Source organism: Phyllobacterium sp. CL33Tsu (genome assembly GCF_900113985.1).
Lineage (GTDB): Bacteria > Pseudomonadota > Alphaproteobacteria > Rhizobiales > Rhizobiaceae > Phyllobacterium > Phyllobacterium pellucidum.
This window is the reverse complement of sequence record NZ_FORJ01000001.1, coordinates 464,441-486,131: the sequence shown is the minus strand read 5'-3', so window position 1 is coordinate 486,131 and position 21,691 is coordinate 464,441. Positions and strand designations below refer to the sequence as shown.

Below are 21,691 nucleotides of genomic sequence, written 5' to 3'. Positions count from 1 at the left end.
AGCAGGCGCTCTCCACACAATAGAACACGGGAACGATATCGTGCAGATCAAGTCCATCAAAGCCTACAGTCTTATGCAGCCCTTCGTCGGCGGCCGCTACAATATGTCGAAGGGGCGTGGTGCGGACGGTTTCGATGCAATCCTCGTTTCTATTACCTCAGATACCGGGGTGACCGGCTGGGGCGAGATGGCGCCACTTGGAAGCTTCTATTCGGCTGCCTTTGCTGCAGGCGCCAGGGCAGGGGTTCCGGAGATCGCACCACACCTGCTCGGTAGGGACCCGCGCGGGCTCGCGCAGATAAACCGCCTGATGGATACTGTCTTCAACGGCCACCCCTATATCAAGGCTGCCTTCGACATGGCCTGCTGCGACCTCACGGCCCGCGCCGCCGAGGTCCCGCTGGTGACGATGCTCGGCGGCCGCGAAAGCGATATGGCCGATCTCTACAAGGTCGTCACCCACGGCTCCGTCGACGCGATGGTTGATCTTGCCAGGCGCATCGTCGGCGAAGGGTTTCATCGCCTGCAGGTCAAGGTGGGCGGCAAGGTCCACGACGATATCGAGCGGGTAACCGCCGTCGCTGCGGCGGTGCCGAAAGGCACGGTGATCTTCTGTGATGCCAATGGCGGTTGGACCGCCTATCAGGCACGCCAGTTCGCCGATGCGACACGCGCCATCGACTACACGATGGAGCAGCCGTGCCTCGCGATCGACGATTGCCTCTCCGTTCGCCGTTCGCTCGACAAGCCGATGGTGCTCGATGAATCGGTCACCTCGCTCGAACAGATGCTCGAAATTCATCGCAAGGGCGCGGCTGACGGACTGACCCTCAAGATCTCGCGGCTCGGCGGCGTCACCAAGACCCGCCAGATCCGCGACGTCGCCGTCGATCTCGGCTTCATGATCACGGTGGAAGACACAGGCGGCGCCGAGGTTGACACGGCTGCCATGGCCCACCTCTCGCTATCGACGCCGGAAGAGCGGCGCTTGCATGCCATCGCCTTTCACGAATGGGTGACGGTCCGCACTGCACGCAACGCGCCCCCGGTTGTCGGCAGCCGCATGGGCGTGCCGGACGGTCCGGGGCTCGGCATCGATGTCGATACCGATCTCCTCGGCAAGCCGTTTCTCGAACTGAGCCACTGACATGAAAATCCGCCGCATTACCGCAACCCCGATCAACCTGACGCTCGAAGCGCCCTATGTCTGGGTGTTCGGCGAACTCGACGGCTTTTCGCCAACCATCGTCGAAGTCGAAACCGATGATGGGATTATCGGGCTCGGCGAAGCGCCGAGTTCGGCGGCCGCCGCGATCATCAATGACACGCTGGCGCCTCGCCTGATCGGGCGCGATCCGATCGATATTGCCGGCGCCGAGAACGTTTGCCTGCCGTTCTGGACCGGCGTCCAGAGCATCAACGATCGCACCCGCATCCTTGCCTTTGGCGCAATCGAGATGGCGCTCTGGGACATTCGTGGCAAGGCCTGGAACCAGCCGCTCTATCAATTGCTCGGCGGGGCGGTGCGCAAGGAGATACCTTTCACCGATTATTTCTCCCTGCGCGGCGATGGCGCGGCCACGATTGGCGAGAAGACACCGGAGGAAGTTGCCGACTATTGCGTCGAGCTCAACGAGCAGTTCGGGACCACGTTTTTCGAGGGAAAGTTCTCGACCGAAGACCCGAAGGTCTCGCTGCGTATGCTCGAACTCATCCGCAAGAAGCTCGGCGACGACGTGGTGCTGCGAATCGATTCCAACCAAGCTTATTCACTTGCAACTGCTCGGCAACTTGTGCGAGCCTTGGAGCAGCTGAACGTTCGCAACTGGGAAGATCCTGTCGCGACAATCGAGGAAATGCGTGAATTGCGTCGCCATTGTTCGATACCGTTCTCGACGCACAACATCGACATTGCCCGCGCCATGGAATTGCGGGTGCCGGACGCGATTGTCGGCAACCCCGCGACCCACGGCGGCATCGGCCGCCTCGTCCGCTTCATTGGCGCCTGCGAACACGCCGGCATCGATTTCTGGTGCTATAGCGGCGATTCGGGCGTCGGCAGCGCCGCTTACCTTCACCTCTGCGCGGCGCTCGGCTGGATAAGGGAGCCGAACCAGTCGCTTTTCCGAATGCAAACCACCGACGTCATCGAGGAAGGGCCGTTTTCACCGCGAAACAATGTCGTTCCAGTGCCAGAAGGGCCGGGACTCGGAGTTACACTCGATCGGGACCGCCTTGCTGCCTGCCACAGGGATTTTGCCGAGAACGGCCCGAAGAACAAGTATCACGACTCTGCGAAGCCCGGTACCTACCGGCGCTTGCCGCTGAACTGAAAAGGAGAATTTTCGCTTGCTGCCTGACCCGGCGCCAAGACCGGGCATTACGCGATCGGAGGAAAAGGCATCTTAAGTTTGTCGGTCACGGACGATCCGGCAACTCGGCGACCAGGAGCGCTGCCTAACTCATCGTTCGGTTAAAACATGATCCAGGGGAAAGAGCAGAAGCCATGAAAAATTACAAGTTCCTCGATATGCTCCGGCGCGGCCGGACCGATCTCGAAAACCATCTCATCGACGGCCTGGTCGACGGCAGGGTAAGCCGCCGAGAATTCATTCGTCACGGCAGCCTGCTTGGCCTGTCCCTGCCTTTCCTCGGCAGCGTCGGATTCGCCGCCGGCATGGGCGGCATGCCCAGCCTTGCCCGCGCGCAAGGCACGGCCGGCGCCACGATCCGCGTTGCCAGCAGCGTGCCTGCCGCGGCGATCGAACCTGTCAGCGTCGCCGATGCCGGCGGCTTGCTCATGTTGCAGCAATGCGGCGAGTTCCTGTGCCTCGATGGCCCGGATCTCGTCCTGAAGCCGATGCTGGCCGAAAGCTGGAAGCCGAATGACAAGGGTGATGTCTGGACCTTCAATCTGCGCAAGGGCGTCAAATTCCACAGCGGCGGCGAGATGAAGGCCGACGACGTCGTGGCGAGTATCGATCGCCTCGCCGACCCGGCGAACTCGTCCAATGCGCTTTCGGTCTTTACCGGGTTCCTGCAGAAGGGCGCTACCAAGAAGATCGACGATTACACGGTCGAGTTCCACCTCGACGCGCCAAACGGCAACTTCCCCTACATGGTGTCGTCGGACAACTACAACGCGATCATCATTCCTGCTGATTACAAGGGCGATTTCGAGAAGAACTTCAACGGTACCGGGCCGTTCAAGCTCGAGAAGTACACGCCGAAGGTCGGCGCATCTTTTGTGCGCAATGAGGACTACTGGGGCGAAAAAGCACTCCCGGCCCGGACGGAATTCACCTTCTTCGGTGATATCCAGCCGATGATCCTTGCGCTTCAGGGCCGTCAGGTCGACGTAATCAACCAGATGCCAGTGCTTGCTGGCGTCGCACTGCTCACCGATCCGAACGTCGAAATCATCAGCCTGAAATCCGTGGCCCATCACCAGGTCCACATGCGCACGGACATGGACCCGTTCAAGGATCCCCGGGTGCGCCGCGCCGTAGCGCTCAGTATCGATCGCAACAAGCTGCAAAAGGGCCTGATGCGGGGTCGGGCCTCGCTTGGCAATGACAGCCCGTTTGCGCCGGCCTTTCCGTCAACGGATACGACCGTTGCGCAGCGCCAGCAGGATCTGAAGCAGGCAAAGGAACTGATGGAGGCTGCTGGAGCCGGCAAGGGTTTCAAGGTTACGCTCACCACCGAGCGCTATCTGGAAATTCCGGAATATGCCCAGCTCATCCAGAATGCGGTCAAGGAGATCGGCATCGACCTCCAGCTCAACATTCTCGATCAGGGCGCCTATTACGGCGATGCGGTGTTCGGCAAGTCCAACTGGCTCGATTCCGTCATGGGCATCACCGACTACGGCCATCGCGGCGTGCCGAATGTCTACCTCTCCGCGCCCTTGAAGAGCGAAGGCACGTGGAACTCGGCGCATTTCAAGAACAAGGACTACGATACGCTCGCCGCCGGATACATCGCTGCGCTCGACCTTGAGGCGCAGAAGGAGACGGCCGGCAAGATACAGCGGCTGCTGCTCGAGGAAACGCCGGTCATCTTCGGCTATTTCTTCGATTACCTGACGGCGACGGCAAAGGGCGTTTCCGGCGTACAGCCGACGGCAATGTCGCAGAACTATCTCGACCGCGCCTCGAAGGCGTAAGGGAGGAACGGACATCCTGCAACAGCCAGCTCCACGCAGGTGGGGCTGGCTAACATGGGAGCTAGAGCCATACTTTCCTTTCTGCTGAAGCGCATTGCCCTTTCGATCGTAACCCTGTTCCTTCTCAGTATCATGGTGTTCCTGGGAGGGCAGGTGCTGCCCGGAAATGTCGGGCGCGCCATATTGGGACCGCTCGCCGACCAGCGTGCCGTCGACGCGCTCAACCATTCGCTCGGCCTCGACCGGCCGCTGCTTGTACAATATTGGGACTGGATTTCCCATTTCGTTCAAGGCGATATGGGCACTTCCTATATTTTCCGGGCGCCTGTTGCGCCTTTCGTCATCGATGCTCTCGGCAATTCGATGAAGCTTGCGCTCGTTGCTTTCATCATGGTGGTGCCGCTCGGCATTCTCGGCGGCATCATCGCCGCGCTGAATGTCAATCGGCCCATCGACCGCATCATCAGCCTGGGGGGGCTTTCGGCAACCGTACTGCCGGAATTCGTCACCGGCATCATCTTCATTCTGCTCTTCGGCGTCTGGCTGAACTGGCTGCCGATTGCAGCAGTCTGGCCGCCGGGTTCGGACATCTTCACCCAAATCTACTATTTGATCCTTCCGGCATTGCCGCTGTTCCTCGTGCTCTTCGGCTACATCGCGCGCATGGCGCGATCAGGCATGATCGAGGCGCTCGATGCCGACTATACCCGCACCGCCGTTTTGAAGGGCCTGCCCTGGCATACGGTCATCTGGCGGCACGTGCTGCGCAATGCGCTGCTGCCGACGATCACGGTCATCGCCACCCAGACCGGCTACCTCATTGGCGGGCTCGTCGTGGTCGAGACGCTCTTCCGTTATCAGGGCATCGGCTCGCTGATCTTCACGGCCGCACGCGGCAAGGATTTCCCAGTGCTTGAAGCCGGTATCCTGACGATCGGCATCGTCTATGCGGTGGCGACGCTGATTGCCGATCTTCTCTATTCCGTCCTCAATCCACGCATCCGACTGGGGACCGATCAATGACGGCGACCGATATCAAACAGCCTGACCTGCCCGCGCCGCCGATCAAGCGTAGTCCCGCAATGGAAGTGGTGGCGGCGCTCGGCCGCTCCGGTTCTTTCATCACGGGTCTCGTCATCGTTGTCTACTGGGTCCTGTGTGCGCTCTTCGGCGAATATTTTACGCCGCACGATCCGCTTGCGGATGACATCATCAACGCGCTCATGCCGCCCTCCGCCGATAACTGGTTTGGCACCGACCAGCTCGGTCGCGACGTGTTCTCGCGGGTCATCGTCGGGTCGCGCGATATATTGACGGTCGCGCCGCTGGCGACGTTGCTGGCCACCATCGCCGGCACAACGCTCGGCCTGTTTACCGGCTATTTCCGCGGACTTGTCGATGACGTGATCAGCCGCGTCCTCGAGGCGTTCATGGCAATCCCGGTCGTGATCGTGGCACTGCTCGCCATTGTTGCGCTCGGAACGTCGAAGACAACGGTCATCATCGTCATTGGCCTCAGCTTTGCGCCGATCATTGCCCGCACCGTGCGTTCGGCCGTTCTGTCGGAGCGCGAACTCGACTATGTCGCGGCGGCGCAATTGCGCCGCGAGAGCGCGCTGCACACGATGTTCGTGGAAATCCTTCCCAACGTCATACCGCCAATCCTCGTCGAGACGACGGTGCGTCTTGGCTATGCCATCTTTGCGGTTGCGACGCTGAGCTTCATGGGCTTCGGCATTCAGCCGCCATCGCCGGACTGGGGTCTGAGCATTTCAAGCAATTACGGGATGATCGGCGGCGGCTTCTGGTGGACCGTGCTCTTCGATGCGTTCGCTATCGCCTCGCTGGTGATCGGCGTCAATCTTGTGGCCGACGGCGTGCAGGGGGCCTTGAATGACTGACTTATCGACACCCAATGCGCTCGAACTGCATCACCTCTCCGTCGCCTATAGGGTTGGCGGTCGCAACCGCGCTGTGCTGCGCGATCTGAGCCTTACGATTCGCCCGGGCGAAGCTTACGGCCTTGTCGGCGAATCCGGCTGCGGTAAATCGACGGTTGCCCTGTCTGTCGTGCGCTATCTTCCCCGCAACGGGGTCATCACAGCCGGCGAAATCGCCTTGGCCGGCCACAATGTCATGAAGCTCGACAACGAGTCGCTGCGCCGCATGCGCGCCGAAAGCGTATCGATGGTCTATCAGGATCCCGGCAAGGCGCTGAACCCGTCGATCCGCATCGGGCGGCAAATGACCGAGATTTTCGAACTGCGCGGAATTTCCGGCCAGGCCGCCGTCGATCAGGCCATCTCCATGCTCAACCGCGTCCGTATCTCCGATCCGGTACGGGTCATGCAGCGCTATCCGCACCAGCTCTCCGGCGGCATGCAGCAGCGCGTCGGCATTGCCATGGCGCTCGCCAGCGATCCGACAATGCTGATCCTCGATGAGCCGACCACCGGCCTCGACGCGACGGTCGAGGCAGAGGTGCTCGACCTCATTGCCAAGCTCAGGCAGGAACTTTCGGCGTCGATCCTCTTCATCAGCCATAACCTCGCGGTGGTCTCGCGCATGTGCGACCGCGTTGGCGTTCTTTACGCCGGCATGCTGGTCGAGGAGGGGACGACCGCCGAAGTTTTCAACAATCCGCGCCATCCCTACACCGTGGCACTGTTGCGCTGCCTGCCGCGGGGCGGCCAGCGCAAGGATCAGATCAGGCTCGACACAATTCCGGGATTTCTCCCGGCGCCGGGCGCAACGATCACCGGCTGTCCCTTTGCCGATCGCTGCGCCCTTGCCGACAGCCGGTGCCATAATGAACTGCCGCCGTTGCACGACCTCGGTGGCCGCCTTTCGCGGTGCCACTATCACGAACGCGCGCAGGACCTGCCGCGTACGACGCCGGGAAGCATTGCGGCAGCGCCCGCGGTCCATGGCGGCGAGCCGGTTTTGCGCATCAAGGATCTCAACAAGACCTATGCTGCCCATGGCCACGCCCTGCGTGCGGTCAACGACGTTTCCCTTGATCTGATGCCGGGACAGACCCTAGGCCTCGTCGGGGAATCGGGAAGCGGCAAGACTACCTTTGCCCGGCTCCTCCTCGGCCTCGTCCCGGCCGACTCCGGCGGCTCGATGCAACTCGATGGCCGGCCGCTCGCGTCGAAACTCGAAAGCCGCAGTGCCGATCAGGTCAAGGCGATGCAGATCGTTTTCCAGAACCCCGATTCGGCGCTCAATCGCGCGCATTCGATCCGCCACATTATGGGCCGTGCCTTGCGGACGCTGGCCGGCCTGAAAGGCGGGGCGCAGCAAAAACGCCTCATCGAGCTGGTCCGATCTGTCCGGCTGACAGAGCGTCATCTTAGCGTCAAGCCGCGCCAGCTTTCGGGTGGCCTCAAACAGCGTGTGGCAATCGCCCGTGCCTTTGCCGGCGATCCGCGCATCGTCGTGTGCGACGAGCCCACCTCGGCGCTCGACGTGTCGGTGCAGGCGGCGATCCTCAATCTCCTTGCCGATCTGCAGACAAAGGAGCATGTCAGCTACATCTTCATCTCGCACGATCTCGCCGTCGTTCGTTACCTGTCCGACCACATCGCGGTGCTCTATCTCGGGCGGATCATGGAGATCGGCCCGTCCGAACGCGTGTTCTCCGGGCCGCACCATCCCTATACCGAAGCGCTGCTTTCGGCCGTACCGAAGCTCGACGAGACCGAACCGAGCCGCGTCCGGCTCGACGGGGAAATTCCAAGCGCCGTCAATCCGCCGTCCGGGTGCGTTTTCCATACGCGCTGCCCGCGCAAGATCGGCGCGATCTGCGAGGAACAGGAGCCGCCGCTCTTCGATTCCGAACCCGAACACAGGATCCGCTGCCACATTCCGTTCGAGGAATTGGCGCGGCTGCAAAAGAAGCAAGAGGTGATACCGGCATGAGCGACGAGAGGGTGATGACCTATGACGAAATCGAAACGCTCGCGGCGAGGGCCCTGATCGCCTCTGACGTTGCTCCGGAGAATGCGGCGGCGGTCGCAAAATCAATTGCGGCGGCCGAACGTGACGGACAGGCGATCGTCGGCCTTTCCTATCTTCCGACCTATTGCGACCATGCCGCCTGCAAGAAGGTGGACGGCCACGCGCAGCCTCGTCTTGAGCAATTGTCGCCTGTCGCGCTTCGCGTTGAGGCCGGCACCGGCTTTGCCCATCCGGCGATCGCGCTCGGACTTCCGGCGCTCATCGACGCGGCCCGGCAATCGGGCATTGCGGCGCTGTCGGTCACAAATTCCTATGCCTGCGGGTCGCTCGGCTATTTTGTCGAGGATCTGGCAGCCGAGGGGCTCATTGCACTGATGACGGCCAATGCTTCACCCTCGATTGCGCCCTTCGGAGGCAAGACGCCGTTCTTCGGCACCAATCCGCTCGCCTTTGCCGTCCCACGTGACGGGCATGCGCCACTGGTCATCGACCAGTCGTCGAGCGTCGTCGCCAGGGTTGCGGTCATCGACGCCTATAATCGCGGTGTGCCGCTGCCTGACGGCTGGGCCATCGATGCAGAGGGCGTGCCGACCAACGATGCGGCCGCGGCGATGGAGGGTAGTCTTCTGCCGATCGGAGGCTACAAGGGTTTCGGGCTTGCACTGATGGTCGATATTCTTGCTGCCGGTCTTGGCGGCGCGCACTGGTCCTACGAAGCATCATCCTTTGGCGATTGCGAAGGTGGGCCGCCGCGCACGGGCCAGTTCATCATTGCCATTGATCCCGACATGTTTGCCGGGCCCGGCTTCGCCGGTCGGCTCGAGCAGATGCTGACGGCGGTCAAGGAAACGCCTGCCGTGCGGCTTCCGGGCGACCGGCGTCTCGAAGCACGCCGCCAGCATGCCAACGGTGTCGCGCTGCCGGCCGCCGTGGTGGCGACCATCGAGCGCTATGCGCGCGACGGCTCACCGATGCTGACGAAATAGGCAGTATTGTCAGCGCCGCAGATCGCTGCGAGACCGAACGCGGATGCAGATTGGGCGGCCTAAACGAATACTACCTTTGGAAGCTCGGCAGCCAGATGATCGATGAAGACGCGAACCAATGGCAGCAGGCCTTGTCGGTATGGGATCAGGGCGGTCAGCGTGGAGTCGTGCGGTTGAGCAAGCGAACGCCCAACTCGGACTCAAGCCGCCTGATCCTGTGGCTCAACGTCGATTTGGGCACGCGCAACGTTCGCTGTAAAGCCGCCCCGATCCACAACCTGAACGAAATAATAAAAGTCGTTGAGATCGAGCATGCCGGCTCCTTCGTCCAAAGAGATGGACGTTAAGTCTGAAATTTGCCCTCTTCTTGGCCGGAAAGCCAGCCCTTAAGTTCGTCCCGTCGCCGCAAAGGTAGCGACTCCGGGCGAGCCATGGTGGCTGTCCGGGAAATTGACGGAGGCATCATGGAACGGCGTCACTTCCTCCAGACAGCAGCAATAGGAGCGGCTGCGACGGCATTCGGCCTCGCTCCCTCGCTTGCCGCCGCAATTCAACCACGCCGACCGCAGGAGTACGAAATGTCCGACCAGGTCCGTCCTTATGAACCGCTCACTTCCGACAATACGGCGCTTGTTCTCGTCGATCATCAGATCGGCCTGATGACTGGTGTGCGGGACTATTCCACCGGGGAGTTGAAGCACAACATTGTCGCTCTGGCAAAGGCGGCCCGCGCCCTCAATCTCCCGATCATCGTCACGACCACGGCGAGCGATAGCATGTGGGGGCCGACGTTTCCCGAACTCGTCGAAGCGCTGCCCGGCACAAAGATAATCGACCGGTCGTCGGTCAATGCCTTTGATGATCCGACCGTGGCGCGCGCCATAGAAGCGACCGGCCGCAAGAAGCTAATCTTCGCGGGCATCTCCCTCGAGGTTTGCGCGGCGTTCCCTGCGATAAGTGCGATCGGCAAGGGCTATGATGCCTATGTTGCAGTCGATGCGTCCGGCACATTCAACCAGACGAAGCGAGAGGCCGGCTTGCTGCGCATGCTTCAAGCCGGTGTTGTCGTCTCAGACTATGCGACCCTGATGGTCGAAATCCTCAAGGACAATGCGCGACCCGAAGCCGGCGCCGTTTATGGGGCTCTCGATATGCCATGGGCAAAACTCGTAGGGCAGATCGCGCTGGCCAACGGCAAATGAATTGATCCGCCGTCGAGGATGTCGCGCGCCGTGGTGGCGACCGTCGAGCGCTATGCACGCGACGGCTCACCGATGCTGACGAAATAGGCCGAGTTACATTTCGCTCTTGATATAAGCGACCATCTGGTCGAGCACGGTGCCCCAGCCATCGTGGAATCCCATCTCCTCGTGCTGCTTCTTGCCCGCACTGTCGCGATGGATCGCGATGGCCCGGTAGCGCGTGCCGTTTCCTTCGGGTTCCAATGTCAGATAGGCGGTGAAAAAGGGCTTTTCCGACGGACGATAGCCGGGGAGCAGCGCATCTGTCCACACGAGCTTCTCATTGGGAACGACTTCGAGATAGCAGCCGACATTCGGAAACGACTGGCCTTCGGGTGAGAGCATGGTCGTCCGGAACACGCCGCCCGGCCGAAGGTCGATCTCGCAATCGGTGGTCTGCCAAGGCTTCGGCGTGAACCATTTGACGATATGTTCGGGCGTCGTCCACGCCTTCCATACAAGTTCGCGCGGCACATCGACGACGCGTTCAAGAACGAGATCGAGTTCCGGATTTATTGCGGGTAGCTGCGTCATTTATCCTGCTCCTTGAGTTGAATGAGATAGTCGTCGAGCTGATCGAGGCGGCGTTCCCAGAGGGAACGTTGCTTCGCGAGCCAATCCTCGATCAATTGCAGCGGCTCCGGTTCGAGCCGGTAGGTTCGCACGCGGCCGGTTTTCGCCGACCGCACAAGGCCGCACCCTTCGAGCACCTTGAGGTGTTCGACGAAGGAGGGCAGCGCCATATCGAATGGCGCTGCAAGTTCGCTGACCGAAGCCGGGCTGCTTCCAAGCCGTTCGAGCACGCGTCGCCGCGTCGGGTCTGAAAGCGCGCGGAAGATGCCGTCAATCGGCGCCATCGCTTGCGCAGCACCATGGGTAGCACCAAACATAATCGCACCTCCTTCCGTGCGGATAAACACTTAGGATATTTCCTAAGTGTTGGCAAGCCGCCTGCAATCGATTACCGCGAATAACCCAACCATCAAATTTATTGGCTTGTCAGTGTGCACTGCAGCGATAATGTCCCGCCATGCAATCGCAGACCTCATCCTCCGTCCGCCTCGCGCTTGGCGGGCTTGTTTCCATGGCCGTCGGCATGGGCATCGGCCGCTTCATCTTCACGCCGATCCTGCCAGGCATGATGAGCGATCTCGGCCTGTCGCCGGGCGATGCGGGCCTTATCGCCTCCGCGAACTATGTGGGATATCTACTCGGCGCGGTGGTGGCGGGTTTCAGCTGGTGGTCCGGCTATGAACGGCCGCTCGTCTACCTCGCGCTGGCGTCGAGTGCCGCCCTCTGCTTCATCATGAGCATAAGCGATGGCGTCTTGGTCTTTTCGCTGGTGCGGTTCCTTGCCGGCATGGCCAGCGCCTTTATGCTGGTCTTTGCGGCGACGATCGTCTTCAGCCACCTTGCAGCAGCCAACCGCCAGGACCTGCAGGCGATCCATTTCGGCGGGGTCGGCACCGGCATTGCCGTTTCATCGCTGCTCGTCGCCTTCAGTTCCGCCAATGGTTATGGCTGGCGTGAAGACTGGATAGGCGCTGCGATCCTTTCGCTACTGGGCCTCCTGGCCGTACTTATGCTCATCAGGACCGGTCCCGTTCGCAGTGGCGCGGCGGTCGAGGAACCGCCGCTTTCCTGGACGCCCGCTTTCATCAAGATCAATATCGCCTATGGCATATTCGGCTTTGGCTACATCATTACGGCAACCTTTATCATCGCCATCGTGCGCTCCAGCCAGGGTGGGCCGTGGATGGAGGCGCTGGTCTGGCTCCTGACCGGCATCGCCGGGGCGGTTTCGGTCTGGCTGTGGACACCGCTTCTGCACCGGACCGGCCCGTTCATCGCCCTTTCGCTCGGATGCGCGGTGCAGGCGATCGGCGTTGCGGCAAGCGTCGTCCTGCCGGCGCCCTATGGTCCGATAATCGGCGGTCTCCTGCTCGGACTGACATTCATCGTCATCACCGCCTTCGGCTTCCAGGCGGGCCGGGTACTCTTGCCGCATTCGCCGCGCAAGGTCATGGCTGTGATGACGGCGGCTTTCGGTATCGGCCAGATCATCGGTCCGCTCGTCGGCGGCTACCTTGCCAATATCACCGGCGACTTCATCTTCGCGACGCTCGCCGCAGCGGCAAGCCTCATCATTGCCGCGGCCTTTGCCTATTCGGCGCGCCGCGGGCAGGGTGGCCGCTAGCTGGTTCGCCCGGCGTCCTGCGCCAATTGGTGCAGTAAGTTCATGGCCTCCTCGGCGCGATCTTCCGGTACGAACAGGTGGTCGTGGTAATACCCGGCGACTGGATTGACGCCCATGCCCGCCTTCGCAAGGCAAGCAGTGATCGCCGCTAGAAAGCCGACGGCCTCCAGCGAGGAGTGAACGTCGAGCGTTATCATCCGCGAGCGGAATATCGCTGGAAGCCCGTATTGCTTGGCCGTAGTCTCGTCGACGATCAGCGTCAGGCCTTCCGCCTCGCGAAACATCATCACCGGCTCGACGCCGGCCGGGGCCGGGTCACCCTTGGTGACGGTCGCAAACATATAGACGCCCTCGGCGAGAACCGGACGCATCGTTGCCAGAAGCTTGCCAAGATCCGTTTCACCAACCATCGCGTCCTCCATTGTTCGATCATTGCAACCAGCAAGCTGGGCAAAAGTAAACGTTGAGCCTTGCCTAACTGCAGACACCATGCACTAGGTTTGAGAAGAATATTATCTAACCAACTGATTTCACAACCATAAATTGCTAGAGATTGCATAAGGAACGCGCCGCGTGTTTGTATCGTTTTTTCCCAAGCCCAAACTCTTCTTTATTTCTGCCGTGCTCTGGTCGCTTGCTGCCGTGCTCTTCTGGATATTCGCGGGTGAGCCGTTGGGCGCGCGGTTCGGCTTGCCGCCGGCGGCGCCCGATGCGCCTCCGATCATCGGCATTGCCAGCTTCTGGTCGACGCCGTTCATCTGGTTCTGCATCTATTTTGCCATCGTCGTCGTTATCTTCGCCGCATTCTGGGCCTGGTTCTCCCCGCACCGCTGGCAGCGCTGGTCGGTGCTTGGCTCGGCTTTCATCCTGTTCGTCACCTATTTCCAGGTGCAGGCTACCGTCGCCGTCAATAACTGGTACGGACCGTTCTACAATCTCATCCAGACGGCAGTGTCGAAGTCCGCGCCGGTGACCTACGAGCAATTCTATGAGGGCGTGAGCCAGTTCCTCGGCGTCGCCCTTGTCGGGGTCACCGTCAGCGTGCTTCTCGCCTTCTTCGTCAGCCATTACATCTTCCGCTGGCGCACCGCGATGAACGAATTCTACATGTCGCACTGGAGCCAGCTTCGCCATATCGAAGGCGCTTCGCAGCGTGTGCAGGAAGACACGATGCGCTTTGCCGAGACGATGGAAGGACTCGGCGTCCGGCTCATCGATTCCTTCATGACCTTAATTGCCTTCGTCCCGGTGCTGATCGCGCTTTCGGCCAATATCACCGAACTGCCGATCGTCGGCGAAGTGCCGCATCCGCTGGTCTTTGCCGCCGTTTTCTGGTCGATCTTCGGAACGGTGGTGCTCGCCGGCGTCGGCGTCAAATTGCCGGGACTGCAGTTCCGCAATCAGCGTGTCGAAGCCGCCTACCGCAAGGAACTCGTCTATGGCGAGGATCATGACGACCGCGCGCAGCCGCCAGTGGTGAGGGAGCTCTTCGCCAATGTCCGGCGCAATTATTTCCGGCTCTATTTCCACTATATGTACTTCAACGTCGCCCGCTATCTCTACCTGCAGACCGACAATATCTTCTCGCTGATCGTGCTGATCCCTTCGATCGTCGCCGGCAAGATCACCCTCGGGACGATGAACCAGATCACCGGCGCCTTCTCGCAGGTAACGGTGTCGTTCCAGTACCTCGTCAATTCGTGGACGACCATCGTCGAGCTTATATCGATCTACAAGCGCCTGCGCGCCTTCGAGGCGGTGATCTATGATGAACCGCTGCCGTCGATCGACGAGCACTACCTGCGTACGCAGTCGGAGAACAGCTAAGTCATTCCGTTACGGCGGGCGATTGCAAATCGCCCGCCTGTAACCTCGCCATCCCCATTTTCCAATCGCCAGATCATTACAGCAATTTAATCGCTGTTGAGCGATGTTTGACCAATTCGTGCTGTTAAGTGCAATTCAGAACAACTATGAATTGCGCAACTTTTCACGCGGAGAACGTGTCACTGTGTTCGTTTCATTCTTCCCAAGGCCGAAGCTCTTCTTCATTTCGGCAGTGCTCTGGTCGCTTGCTGCCGTCCTTTTCTGGTTTACCATAGGCGAACAGCTTGGCGCCCGGTTCGGCCTGCCGCCGGCGGCGCCCGATGCGCCGCCGATCATCGGCATTGCCAGCTTCTGGTCGACGCCCTTCATCTGGTTCTACATTTATTTTGCCATCGTCGTCGTTATCTTCGCCGCATTCTGGGCCTGGTTTTCCCCGCACCGCTGGCAGCGCTGGTCGGTGCTCGGCTCGGCCTTCATCCTGTTCGTCACCTATTTCCAGGTGCAGGTCAGCGTGGCCGTCAACAACTGGTACGGACCGTTCTACAATCTCATCCAGACGGCAGTGTCGAAGTCTGCGCCGGTTACCTACGAACAATTCTATGAGGGCGTCAGCCAGTTCCTCGGCGTCGCCCTTGTCGGGGTCACTGTCAGCGTGCTTCTCGCCTTCTTCGTCAGCCATTACATCTTCCGCTGGCGCACTGCGATGAACGAATTCTATATGTCGCACTGGAGCCAGCTTCGCCATATCGAAGGCGCCTCGCAGCGTGTGCAGGAAGACACGATGCGCTTTGCAGAGACCATGGAAGGGCTCGGCGTTCGGCTCATCGATTCCTTCATGACATTGATTGCCTTCGTCCCGGTCTTGATCGCACTTTCGGCCAATATCACCGAACTGCCGATCGTCGGTGAAGTACCGCATCCGCTGGTCTTTGCCGCCGTTTTCTGGTCGATCTTCGGAACGGTGGTGCTCGCCGGCGTCGGCGTCAAATTGCCGGGCCTGCAGTTTCGCAACCAGCGTGTCGAAGCTGCCTACCGCAAGGAACTCGTCTATGGTGAGGATCATGACGACCGCGCGCAGCCGCCGGTGGTGAGGGAGCTCTTCGCCAATGTCCGCCGCAACTATTTCCGGCTCTATTTCCACTATATGTACTTCAACGTCGCCCGCTATCTCTACCTGCAGACCGACAATATCTTCTCGCTGATCGTGCTGATCCCTTCGATCGTCGCTGGCAAGATCACGCTCGGCACGATGAACCAGATCAGCGGCGCCTTCTCGCAGGTAACGTCGTCGTTCCAGTACCTCGTCAATTCGTGGACGACCATCGTCGAGCTGATATCGATCTACAAGCGCCTGCGCGCCTTCGAGGCGGTGATCTATGATGAGCCACTGCCGTCGATCGACGAGCACTACCTGCGCACGCAGACCGAAGACGCTTGAGACTGACGAAGTGAGGGGCGGCTCAGATGCCGCCCTTTGCCGCGGGTTGTGAAACTTCCGCCCGGGCAACGGGCATGGCAACACCGCCCGTTTCCTTCAAATATTGGCTGTACGTCGTGCACCGCACATCGGCTTTGGTGCAGACCTCTTCGGTAAAGCGCTCCAGCGCCCGCCAATAGGCATCGCCATTCATCAGCGTGAAGTGCAGCCCGATCTGGAACGGGATGCGCTGGCCTTGATACTGTCGGTCGAAAGCGCCCTTGAAGGCGTCATAGGCGCGGCCCTCGAACACGTTCAACTGGTCGGGACGCTCCACCGCGCCCGAATGGCGGACGTAAAGATTATAGTCCATGGCGATCACAGGGCGATTCTGCGGGCCTTCGCTGATCGTCGGCAGCCCGAACTGATAGATGCCGCCCGAATGCACCGGCAAGGCCGGCCCTCGCGAAACGCCGCTGCCGTCGAAGGCATAGCCCTGAGCGCGGAGCGCCGATATCAGCGCGGGACCCTCGGAAAGATAGGGCGCGCGGAATCCGCGTATCTCGTCGGCGACAAAGTGCTTCCAGCCTTCGGGCTCCGCATCGCTTCCATATTTCGCCCAGGCGCCGGTCAACACCTGCTTGTAGGCGACAAGTTCCCGCTGCCAGTCCGCCTTTGTCCAGTTCTTGCCGTCGAAGTGGCCGCAGGCATGGCTCGCGATTTCATTGCCTTCGTTGCGCGCCCGCCAGATATTGTCGAGGCGCTTTGCGATATCCTGTTTCGATGTGGCGAAGCCGATGTTCGAACGCCCCGGCGCCTGGCCGGGAGCCTGGTAGGACTTCCGGTCGGACTGATCGATCAGGAAGACGCAGGAAAGAAAGTAGGTGAACTTCGCATTGCTGCGCTGCGCAAGTGCGCGGCTGCGATCCCAAAGCTCGTTGCTGCCGGAATTGTCAAACGAGATCAGCACATATTGCGGCTTTGCGCCCGGCGTATCGCGCGCCGCCACGCCGCCATCGGCCAAGGCCGGCATCGAAAACAACAGGCTCATGGATGCGGCGGCGAGGATGGTCGAACGCATGATGGGGTAACGCGGCTCCGGGAAGGGAAATAACGTCGCTACAGGGCAATTGTGGCGATGATCGGACGCGGCGATCCACCGCAAGCGATCAGCTTGGAACTATTCCAATGCCGCTATAGTCTCAGGCATCTTTCGGGGAGGGCGGCCATGCTGGTACTGATTCTTGGGATCATTGTTTTTCTCGGCGTTCATTCGGTCCGCATCGTTGCGCCGCAATGGCGGCTCGCCAAGATCGAGCAGTGGGGCGAGAACAAGTGGAAGGGCTTCTATTCGGTACTCTCGCTTGCCGGCTTCTTCCTCCTCGTTTGGGGATACGGCCTTGCCCGTCCAGATGCCCCGATCCTTTACGAACCACCCGTCTTCATGAAGCATATCGCCGGTCTCCTGATGCTGTTTGCCGCGATCTTCCTCGGCGTCTTCATCGCGAAGCCCGGCCGGATGAAACCCGCGCTCAAGCATCCGATGCTTATCGCCATCAAGACATGGGCATTGGCGCATCTTCTTGCCAATGGCGATCTGGCCTCGCTGATCCTGTTCCTGTCGTTCCTCGCCTGGGCGGTGGCCGATAGGATTGCCATCAAGCGGCAGGAGCGTGCCGGTCTAATTAGCGCCCCCAACATTGTGGCAGGCCCGGTGTCCAATGACATCATCGCGGTCATGATTGGCGTCGTGCTCTACGGCCTGTTCGTGTGGAAATTGCACGCTTTGTTGATCGGCGTTCAGCCGATGTAACCGGCGACGATGACCTAATTTTCGTTTGCCACTTACATCCTTTGAGTTTTCCGACTAAAAGCGCCTGAACTCCATGCGCGGGCGGCTCTGCTGCACCGCGTTTTTAACAATTGTACTTTGGCGCAAGCTGAACCAAGAGGCACTATGACTGACGACGGCTTTTTCCGTGAAGTGAATGAGGAACTGCGTTCCGACAAGGTGAAGGCTTTCTGGAAACGCTACGGCTCGCTGCTCATCGGCGGCGTGGTGGCAATCGTCGTCGGCACCGCGGCCTTCTCCTTCTACGAATACTGGACCGAGAGGCAGGCTTCGCAATCGGGCGACAAGTTCCTGGCTGCGCTCAACCTTGTTCGGGACGGCAAGAACGACGACGCCCTGAAGACGCTCGATGAACTCGAGAAGGATGGCTATGGAGCCTATCCGGTGCTCGCACGCATGCGCGCTGCTGGCGTTCTGGCCCAGAAGGGCGACAACGCCGGCGCGGTCGCCGCCTTCGACAAGGTCTCCGCCGATAGTTCGATCCCGCAGGCCATTCGCGATCTTGCCAAGCTGCGCGCTGCCTTCATTCTCGTGGACACTGGATCCTATGAGGATGTGGCAAGCCGCGTCGAGACGCTGTCTTCCGATTCAAGCCCGATGCGTCATTCGGCGCGCGAAGCGCTGGGTCTTGCGGCCTGGAAGGCTGGACGCGGCGCCGATTCCGCCAAGCTGTTCCAACAGATCGCCGACGACAAGTCGGCTCCCGCCAATGTTCGCCAGTTCGCCGATACCATGCTGGATATGTTGCGCAGCACCGGTGCGGCGCCTGCTGCAACAGCCGGCTGAGACAGGAAACCGAACGGATGAGTTTCACCCTTGCCATCGTAGGGCGCCCGAACGTCGGCAAGTCCACACTTTTCAACCGCCTTGTCGGTCGCAAACTGGCACTCGTCGACGATTTGCCGGGCGTGACCCGCGACCGGCGCATTCATTCGGCGAAGCTTTACGATCTGAACTTCGATGTGATCGACACGGCCGGCCTTGAGGAAATGCCGAGCGAATCGCTCGAAGGCCGCATGCGCGCGCAGACCGAAGCCGCCATCGGCGAGGCTGACCTCATTCTGTTCCTGGTGGATGCCAAGGCGGGCGTCACGCCCACCGACGTTACCTTCGCCGATCTCGTGCGCCGCTCCGGCAAGCCCGTGGTTCTCGTTGCCAACAAGGCGGAAGCGCGTGGCGCAGAGGCCGGGATGTACGATTCCTGGCAGCTCGGCCTTGGCGAGCCTTGCCCGATATCGGCCGAACACGGCCAGGGCTTTCCCGATCTGCGCGACGCAATTATCGAGGCGATGGGCGAGGAGCGCGTCTTCCCGGACGAACATGCTGAAAAAGACGCAGATGATTCGGTCGCTGTCAGCATTCCGGCTGCGCCTGGGCCATCGGCGGATCTCATCGGCGACGATATTGATGATCCCGATGCCGAGGACGTTCCCGACTACGATTCGTCGAAGCCCTTGCGCATTGCGATTGTCGGCCGTCCGAATGCCGGCAAATCGACGCTTGTCAATACGATGCTGGGCGAAGACCGTCTGCTGACGGGACCTGAAGCCGGCATTACCCGTGACTCCATCTCGGTCGACTGGGAATGGAAGGGCCGCAAGATCAAGCTATTCGATACGGCTGGCCTGCGCCGCAAGTCCCGCGTCCAGGGCAAGCTCGAAAAGCTCTCGGTCGGCGATGCACTGCGTGCGATTCGCTTTGCCGAAGTGGTTATCATCGTTCTCGATGCGACGATCCCCTTCGAAAAGCAGGATCTGCAGATCGCAGACCTTATCATTCGCGAAGGTCGCGCCCCGGTCATCGCCTTCAACAAGTGGGACCTCGTCGAAAACCGCCAGATGGTGCTCGCCGATCTCCGCGAGAAGACGGAACGCCTGCTGCCGCAGATCCGCGGTATTCGCGCGGTGCCGATTTCGGGCGAACGCAATCAGGGCATCGACAAGCTGATGGCGGCCGTCGCCACCACCGACGAAATCTGGAACCGGCGCATTTCCACTGGCCGTCTCAATCGTTGGCTCGAGGGCGTGACGACGCATCATCCGCCGCCCGCTGTTGCCGGACGCCGCCTCAAGATCAAGTACATCACACAGGTCAAGACGCGCCCGCCGGGCTTCGTCATCTCGTGTTCGCGTCCGGAAGCCTTTCCGACATCCTATGTGCGCTATCTGTCGAACGGCCTGCGCGAGACATTCGACATGCCGGGTGTTCCGATACGCGTCGTGTTGCGCGCATCCGACAATCCGTTCGCGGGCCGCGCCAGGAAGAAGCGCTGAGCATCGCGGATAATATCCGGCGTGGGCTCGTTCGCTAAACTTCTGCCTGCGCCGTTAACTCTCCATCAAGGTTAATGCTTCATTTTTTAGCTCGAACTGTTCGGTTTGAGTGGGGTTATCGGCGTGCGTTTCTCTGAGTATGTGCGGGCATTGCGTTCCCTGCGAACCAACCAGACCGGCAAGAGCTATACGGCGCCTTTGCTCATTGGCGCGGCGCTTTATCTCTTTTCCCCGACCGTGACCGCATACCAGGATATGACGAGCCTCCTTTCCGGATCCGAATCGGGGCAGGGGCGCTGGAGTTCCTATCTCGAAAAATCGCCGGCAGGTTCGATCCAGAAGGCCAACATGTCGTTCGTCGATGAAAAGGCGATCACGGGTTCGATTCCTGCAAGCGGTGTCGATGCGCCCGGCATCGGTCCGATCGCCATCAAGGGTACGCAGAAGTCGCGTGGCGCCACTCCGGATGAGGAGCGGATCAATCGCGCCGAAAAGCAGGGGCGAATCGTTTCGATCAGCAAGAAGGCGCCGCCGAAAGCCTTCAACGCCGGCTCGATCCTTCAGCGCCAGAGCATGCTGGTTCGCCCGTCCAAGGATATTGAAGTCGCAATGGCATTCACCAGGCCGAATATCGCTGGCAAGGAATTTCAGATCGCGCTCGCATTTCACAACCGGGCTGCGGAAAAGCCGGCTTCCGACATGCCGCCAATGCTGGCGAGCCTCGTCAATAATGACAAGCCTGATGTTCTGGCACTCGGCTATGCGCCGGCGACGCCGGATTATTCGAAGACCTCGCCATTCGATTCGATCCTTACCGAGCCGAAATCGCCGGGACGCTTTGTCCCGCAGCTCGGTGCCGGCGACCACTATTGGCTGGCAACGCCTTTGCCTCCCGTCGTTTTCACCAAGGAAGAACAAAAATGCCTGGCGACAGGCATTTATTTTGAGGCGCGCAGCGAGAGTATCAAGGGACAGGCGGCAGTGGCGCAGGTCATTCTCAACCGCGTGCGCAACCCGGCCTATCCGAAGACGATTTGCGGGGTCGTCTACCAGAACGATGACTGGATCAATCGCTGCCAGTTCTCGTTCGCCTGCGAGGGCCGCAAGCTCCACGTCACGGAGCCGAGGGAATGGAAAGTAGCGCAGCAGGTGGCGCAGGCCGTGACATCCGGACAGATTTTCTTGCCTGAAGTTGGGTCCGCAACCCATTACCATGCAGTTTATGTTCGCCCCAACTGGGCGCGAACGATGAAGCGTGTCGACAAGATCGGCGCGCACATCTTCTATCGAACATTCGGCGGCGGCTGGATTTGATCCGACTTTCGTCGTCTTGGAATTGGTGCGAGAGCTGCTATATTGTTCTTGGAGTGGGGAACGAGCTTTCGCCCGCCCCCCGTTCCTGATTAGTTGAATTGAACCCGGATCGACATTGTCCAGCCAGTCCGGGTTCTTTTCATAATCAGGGTGATGCTAAGTGGCTTGAACCACATGCTTCACCTCCAAGTTCGAGGGCAAGGCCTTTGCCATGGTCGAAGCGGCCCATCCTCCTCGATACGCCGGCTGGCTCGGCGCACCTGCTTCCCCCTCAAACTGTCGGTGCCGCATTTATCGGAAAGTTCGCTGTTGCCCGCAAGAAACGCAGGGTTGCGAATACCTGTTTCGGGGCGTGTGTCTGGTTGGTGCGTACTAGAACCGATGCTTCACGGGCGGCGATCGGCGAGGATTCGAACCCGAATTTTCGCCAAAGAGGTGAGACATAAAGTCATA

19 protein-coding genes and 1 pseudogene are annotated in these 21,691 nt (G+C 60.4%); 15 read left to right on the top strand and 5 right to left on the bottom strand.

Annotated features, from left to right (window positions below; genetic code table 11):
- Nucleotides 1–40: 40 nt before the first annotated feature.
- From BM074_RS02420 to BM074_RS02390, 7 genes are all read left to right on the top strand, one after another.
- A complete protein-coding gene (locus BM074_RS02420) occupies nucleotides 41–1,147 on the top strand; it encodes a mandelate racemase/muconate lactonizing enzyme family protein (RefSeq protein ID WP_091919510.1) in 1,107 nt (368 codons plus the stop codon).
- A gap of 1 nt (nucleotide 1,148) precedes the next feature.
- On the top strand, nucleotides 1,149–2,333 hold the full coding sequence (locus BM074_RS02415) for a mandelate racemase/muconate lactonizing enzyme family protein (protein ID WP_091919509.1): 1,185 nt from the start codon (nucleotides 1,149–1,151) through the stop codon (nucleotides 2,331–2,333).
- 173 nt (nucleotides 2,334–2,506) lie between these two features.
- Nucleotides 2,507–4,168 carry an ABC transporter substrate-binding protein gene (locus tag BM074_RS02410; RefSeq protein ID WP_091919507.1) on the top strand — a complete coding sequence of 554 codons (1,662 nt, stop codon included), beginning with the start codon at nucleotides 2,507–2,509 and terminating at the stop codon, nucleotides 4,166–4,168.
- Between the two features lie 54 nt (nucleotides 4,169–4,222).
- Nucleotides 4,223–5,191 (top strand): ABC transporter permease, encoded by a 969-nt coding sequence (locus tag BM074_RS02405; RefSeq protein ID WP_175498865.1) that lies wholly within the window; start codon nucleotides 4,223–4,225, stop codon nucleotides 5,189–5,191.
- Entirely contained in the window at nucleotides 5,188–6,069 is an 882-nt protein-coding gene (locus tag BM074_RS02400; RefSeq protein ID WP_081815751.1) for an ABC transporter permease, read from the top strand. The genes BM074_RS02405 and BM074_RS02400 overlap by 4 nt, the downstream gene beginning before the upstream one ends.
- On the top strand, nucleotides 6,062–8,092 hold the full coding sequence (locus tag BM074_RS02395; RefSeq protein WP_091919505.1) for a dipeptide ABC transporter ATP-binding protein: 2,031 nt from the start codon (nucleotides 6,062–6,064) through the stop codon (nucleotides 8,090–8,092). Before BM074_RS02400 ends, BM074_RS02395 begins: the two co-directional genes overlap by 8 nt.
- Nucleotides 8,089–9,117, top strand: coding sequence for an Ldh family oxidoreductase (locus BM074_RS02390; RefSeq protein ID WP_091919503.1), 1,029 nt, complete (start codon nucleotides 8,089–8,091; stop codon nucleotides 9,115–9,117). Before BM074_RS02395 ends, BM074_RS02390 begins: the two co-directional genes overlap by 4 nt.
- A 163-nt stretch (nucleotides 9,118–9,280) precedes the next feature.
- Here BM074_RS02390 and BM074_RS02385 read toward each other — a convergent pair.
- Nucleotides 9,281–9,431, bottom strand: a pseudogene (locus tag BM074_RS02385) (LysR family transcriptional regulator); the annotation flags it as partial.
- Nucleotides 9,432–9,581: 150 nt separating this feature from the next.
- Between BM074_RS02385 and BM074_RS02380 the strand changes: the two are divergent.
- A complete protein-coding gene (locus BM074_RS02380; RefSeq protein ID WP_036813836.1) occupies nucleotides 9,582–10,319 on the top strand; it encodes an isochorismatase family protein in 738 nt (245 codons plus the stop codon).
- A gap of 93 nt (nucleotides 10,320–10,412) precedes the next feature.
- On the opposite strand, the gene BM074_RS02375 is transcribed toward BM074_RS02380, so the two are convergent.
- Both BM074_RS02375 and BM074_RS02370 read right to left on the bottom strand, forming a co-directional pair.
- Nucleotides 10,413–10,892 (bottom strand): SRPBCC family protein, encoded by a 480-nt coding sequence (locus BM074_RS02375; RefSeq protein ID WP_027230128.1) that lies wholly within the window; start codon nucleotides 10,890–10,892, stop codon nucleotides 10,413–10,415.
- Nucleotides 10,889–11,248 carry an ArsR/SmtB family transcription factor gene (locus BM074_RS02370; RefSeq protein ID WP_051614523.1) on the bottom strand — a complete coding sequence of 120 codons (360 nt, stop codon included), beginning with the start codon at nucleotides 11,246–11,248 and terminating at the stop codon, nucleotides 10,889–10,891. Before BM074_RS02370 ends, BM074_RS02375 begins: the two co-directional genes overlap by 4 nt.
- Before the next feature lie 140 nt (nucleotides 11,249–11,388).
- Between BM074_RS02370 and BM074_RS02365 the strand changes: the two genes are divergently transcribed.
- Entirely contained in the window at nucleotides 11,389–12,555 is a 1,167-nt protein-coding gene (locus tag BM074_RS02365) for a YbfB/YjiJ family MFS transporter (protein WP_091919493.1), read from the top strand.
- Here BM074_RS02365 and BM074_RS02360 read toward each other — a convergent pair.
- Nucleotides 12,552–12,965 (bottom strand): ACT domain-containing protein, encoded by a 414-nt coding sequence (locus tag BM074_RS02360; protein WP_091919491.1) that lies wholly within the window; start codon nucleotides 12,963–12,965, stop codon nucleotides 12,552–12,554. The two genes, BM074_RS02365 and BM074_RS02360, sit on opposite strands and share 4 nt — an antisense overlap.
- Before the next feature lie 163 nt (nucleotides 12,966–13,128).
- Between BM074_RS02360 and sbmA (BM074_RS02355) the strand changes: the two genes are divergently transcribed.
- Together sbmA (BM074_RS02355) and sbmA (BM074_RS02350) are read left to right on the top strand one after the other, a co-directional pair.
- Nucleotides 13,129–14,382: a peptide antibiotic transporter SbmA gene (gene sbmA / locus BM074_RS02355; protein ID WP_091919489.1), complete on the top strand. Its 1,254-nt coding sequence runs from the start codon at nucleotides 13,129–13,131 to the stop codon at nucleotides 14,380–14,382.
- Between the two features lie 184 nt (nucleotides 14,383–14,566).
- Entirely contained in the window at nucleotides 14,567–15,820 is a 1,254-nt protein-coding gene (sbmA, locus tag BM074_RS02350; protein ID WP_091921387.1) for a peptide antibiotic transporter SbmA, read from the top strand.
- A gap of 22 nt (nucleotides 15,821–15,842) precedes the next feature.
- Here sbmA (BM074_RS02350) and BM074_RS02345 read toward each other — a convergent pair whose 3' ends face one another.
- Nucleotides 15,843–16,880, bottom strand: coding sequence for a polysaccharide deacetylase family protein (locus tag BM074_RS02345; protein WP_244532711.1), 1,038 nt, complete (start codon nucleotides 16,878–16,880; stop codon nucleotides 15,843–15,845).
- Nucleotides 16,881–17,027: 147 nt separating this feature from the next.
- Here BM074_RS02345 and BM074_RS02340 point away from each other — a divergent pair, with 147 nt between their 5' ends.
- The 4 genes from BM074_RS02340 to BM074_RS02325 all read left to right on the top strand — a co-directional run bounded on the left by BM074_RS02340 (nucleotide 17,028) and on the right by BM074_RS02325 (nucleotide 21,238).
- Complete coding sequence (locus tag BM074_RS02340; RefSeq protein WP_091919487.1) at nucleotides 17,028–17,612, top strand: NnrU family protein; 585 nt, start codon at nucleotides 17,028–17,030, stop codon at nucleotides 17,610–17,612.
- A 144-nt stretch (nucleotides 17,613–17,756) separates the two neighbouring features.
- Nucleotides 17,757–18,437 (top strand): tetratricopeptide repeat protein, encoded by a 681-nt coding sequence (locus tag BM074_RS02335; protein ID WP_027230121.1) that lies wholly within the window; start codon nucleotides 17,757–17,759, stop codon nucleotides 18,435–18,437.
- 17 nt (nucleotides 18,438–18,454) lie between these two features.
- Nucleotides 18,455–19,924, top strand: coding sequence for a ribosome biogenesis GTPase Der (der, locus tag BM074_RS02330; protein ID WP_091919485.1), 1,470 nt, complete (start codon nucleotides 18,455–18,457; stop codon nucleotides 19,922–19,924).
- Between the two features lie 150 nt (nucleotides 19,925–20,074).
- Nucleotides 20,075–21,238, top strand: a complete 1,164-nt coding sequence (locus BM074_RS02325) for a cell wall hydrolase (protein ID WP_244532765.1) — start codon at nucleotides 20,075–20,077, stop codon at nucleotides 21,236–21,238.
- Nucleotides 21,239–21,691 lie beyond the last annotated feature (453 nt).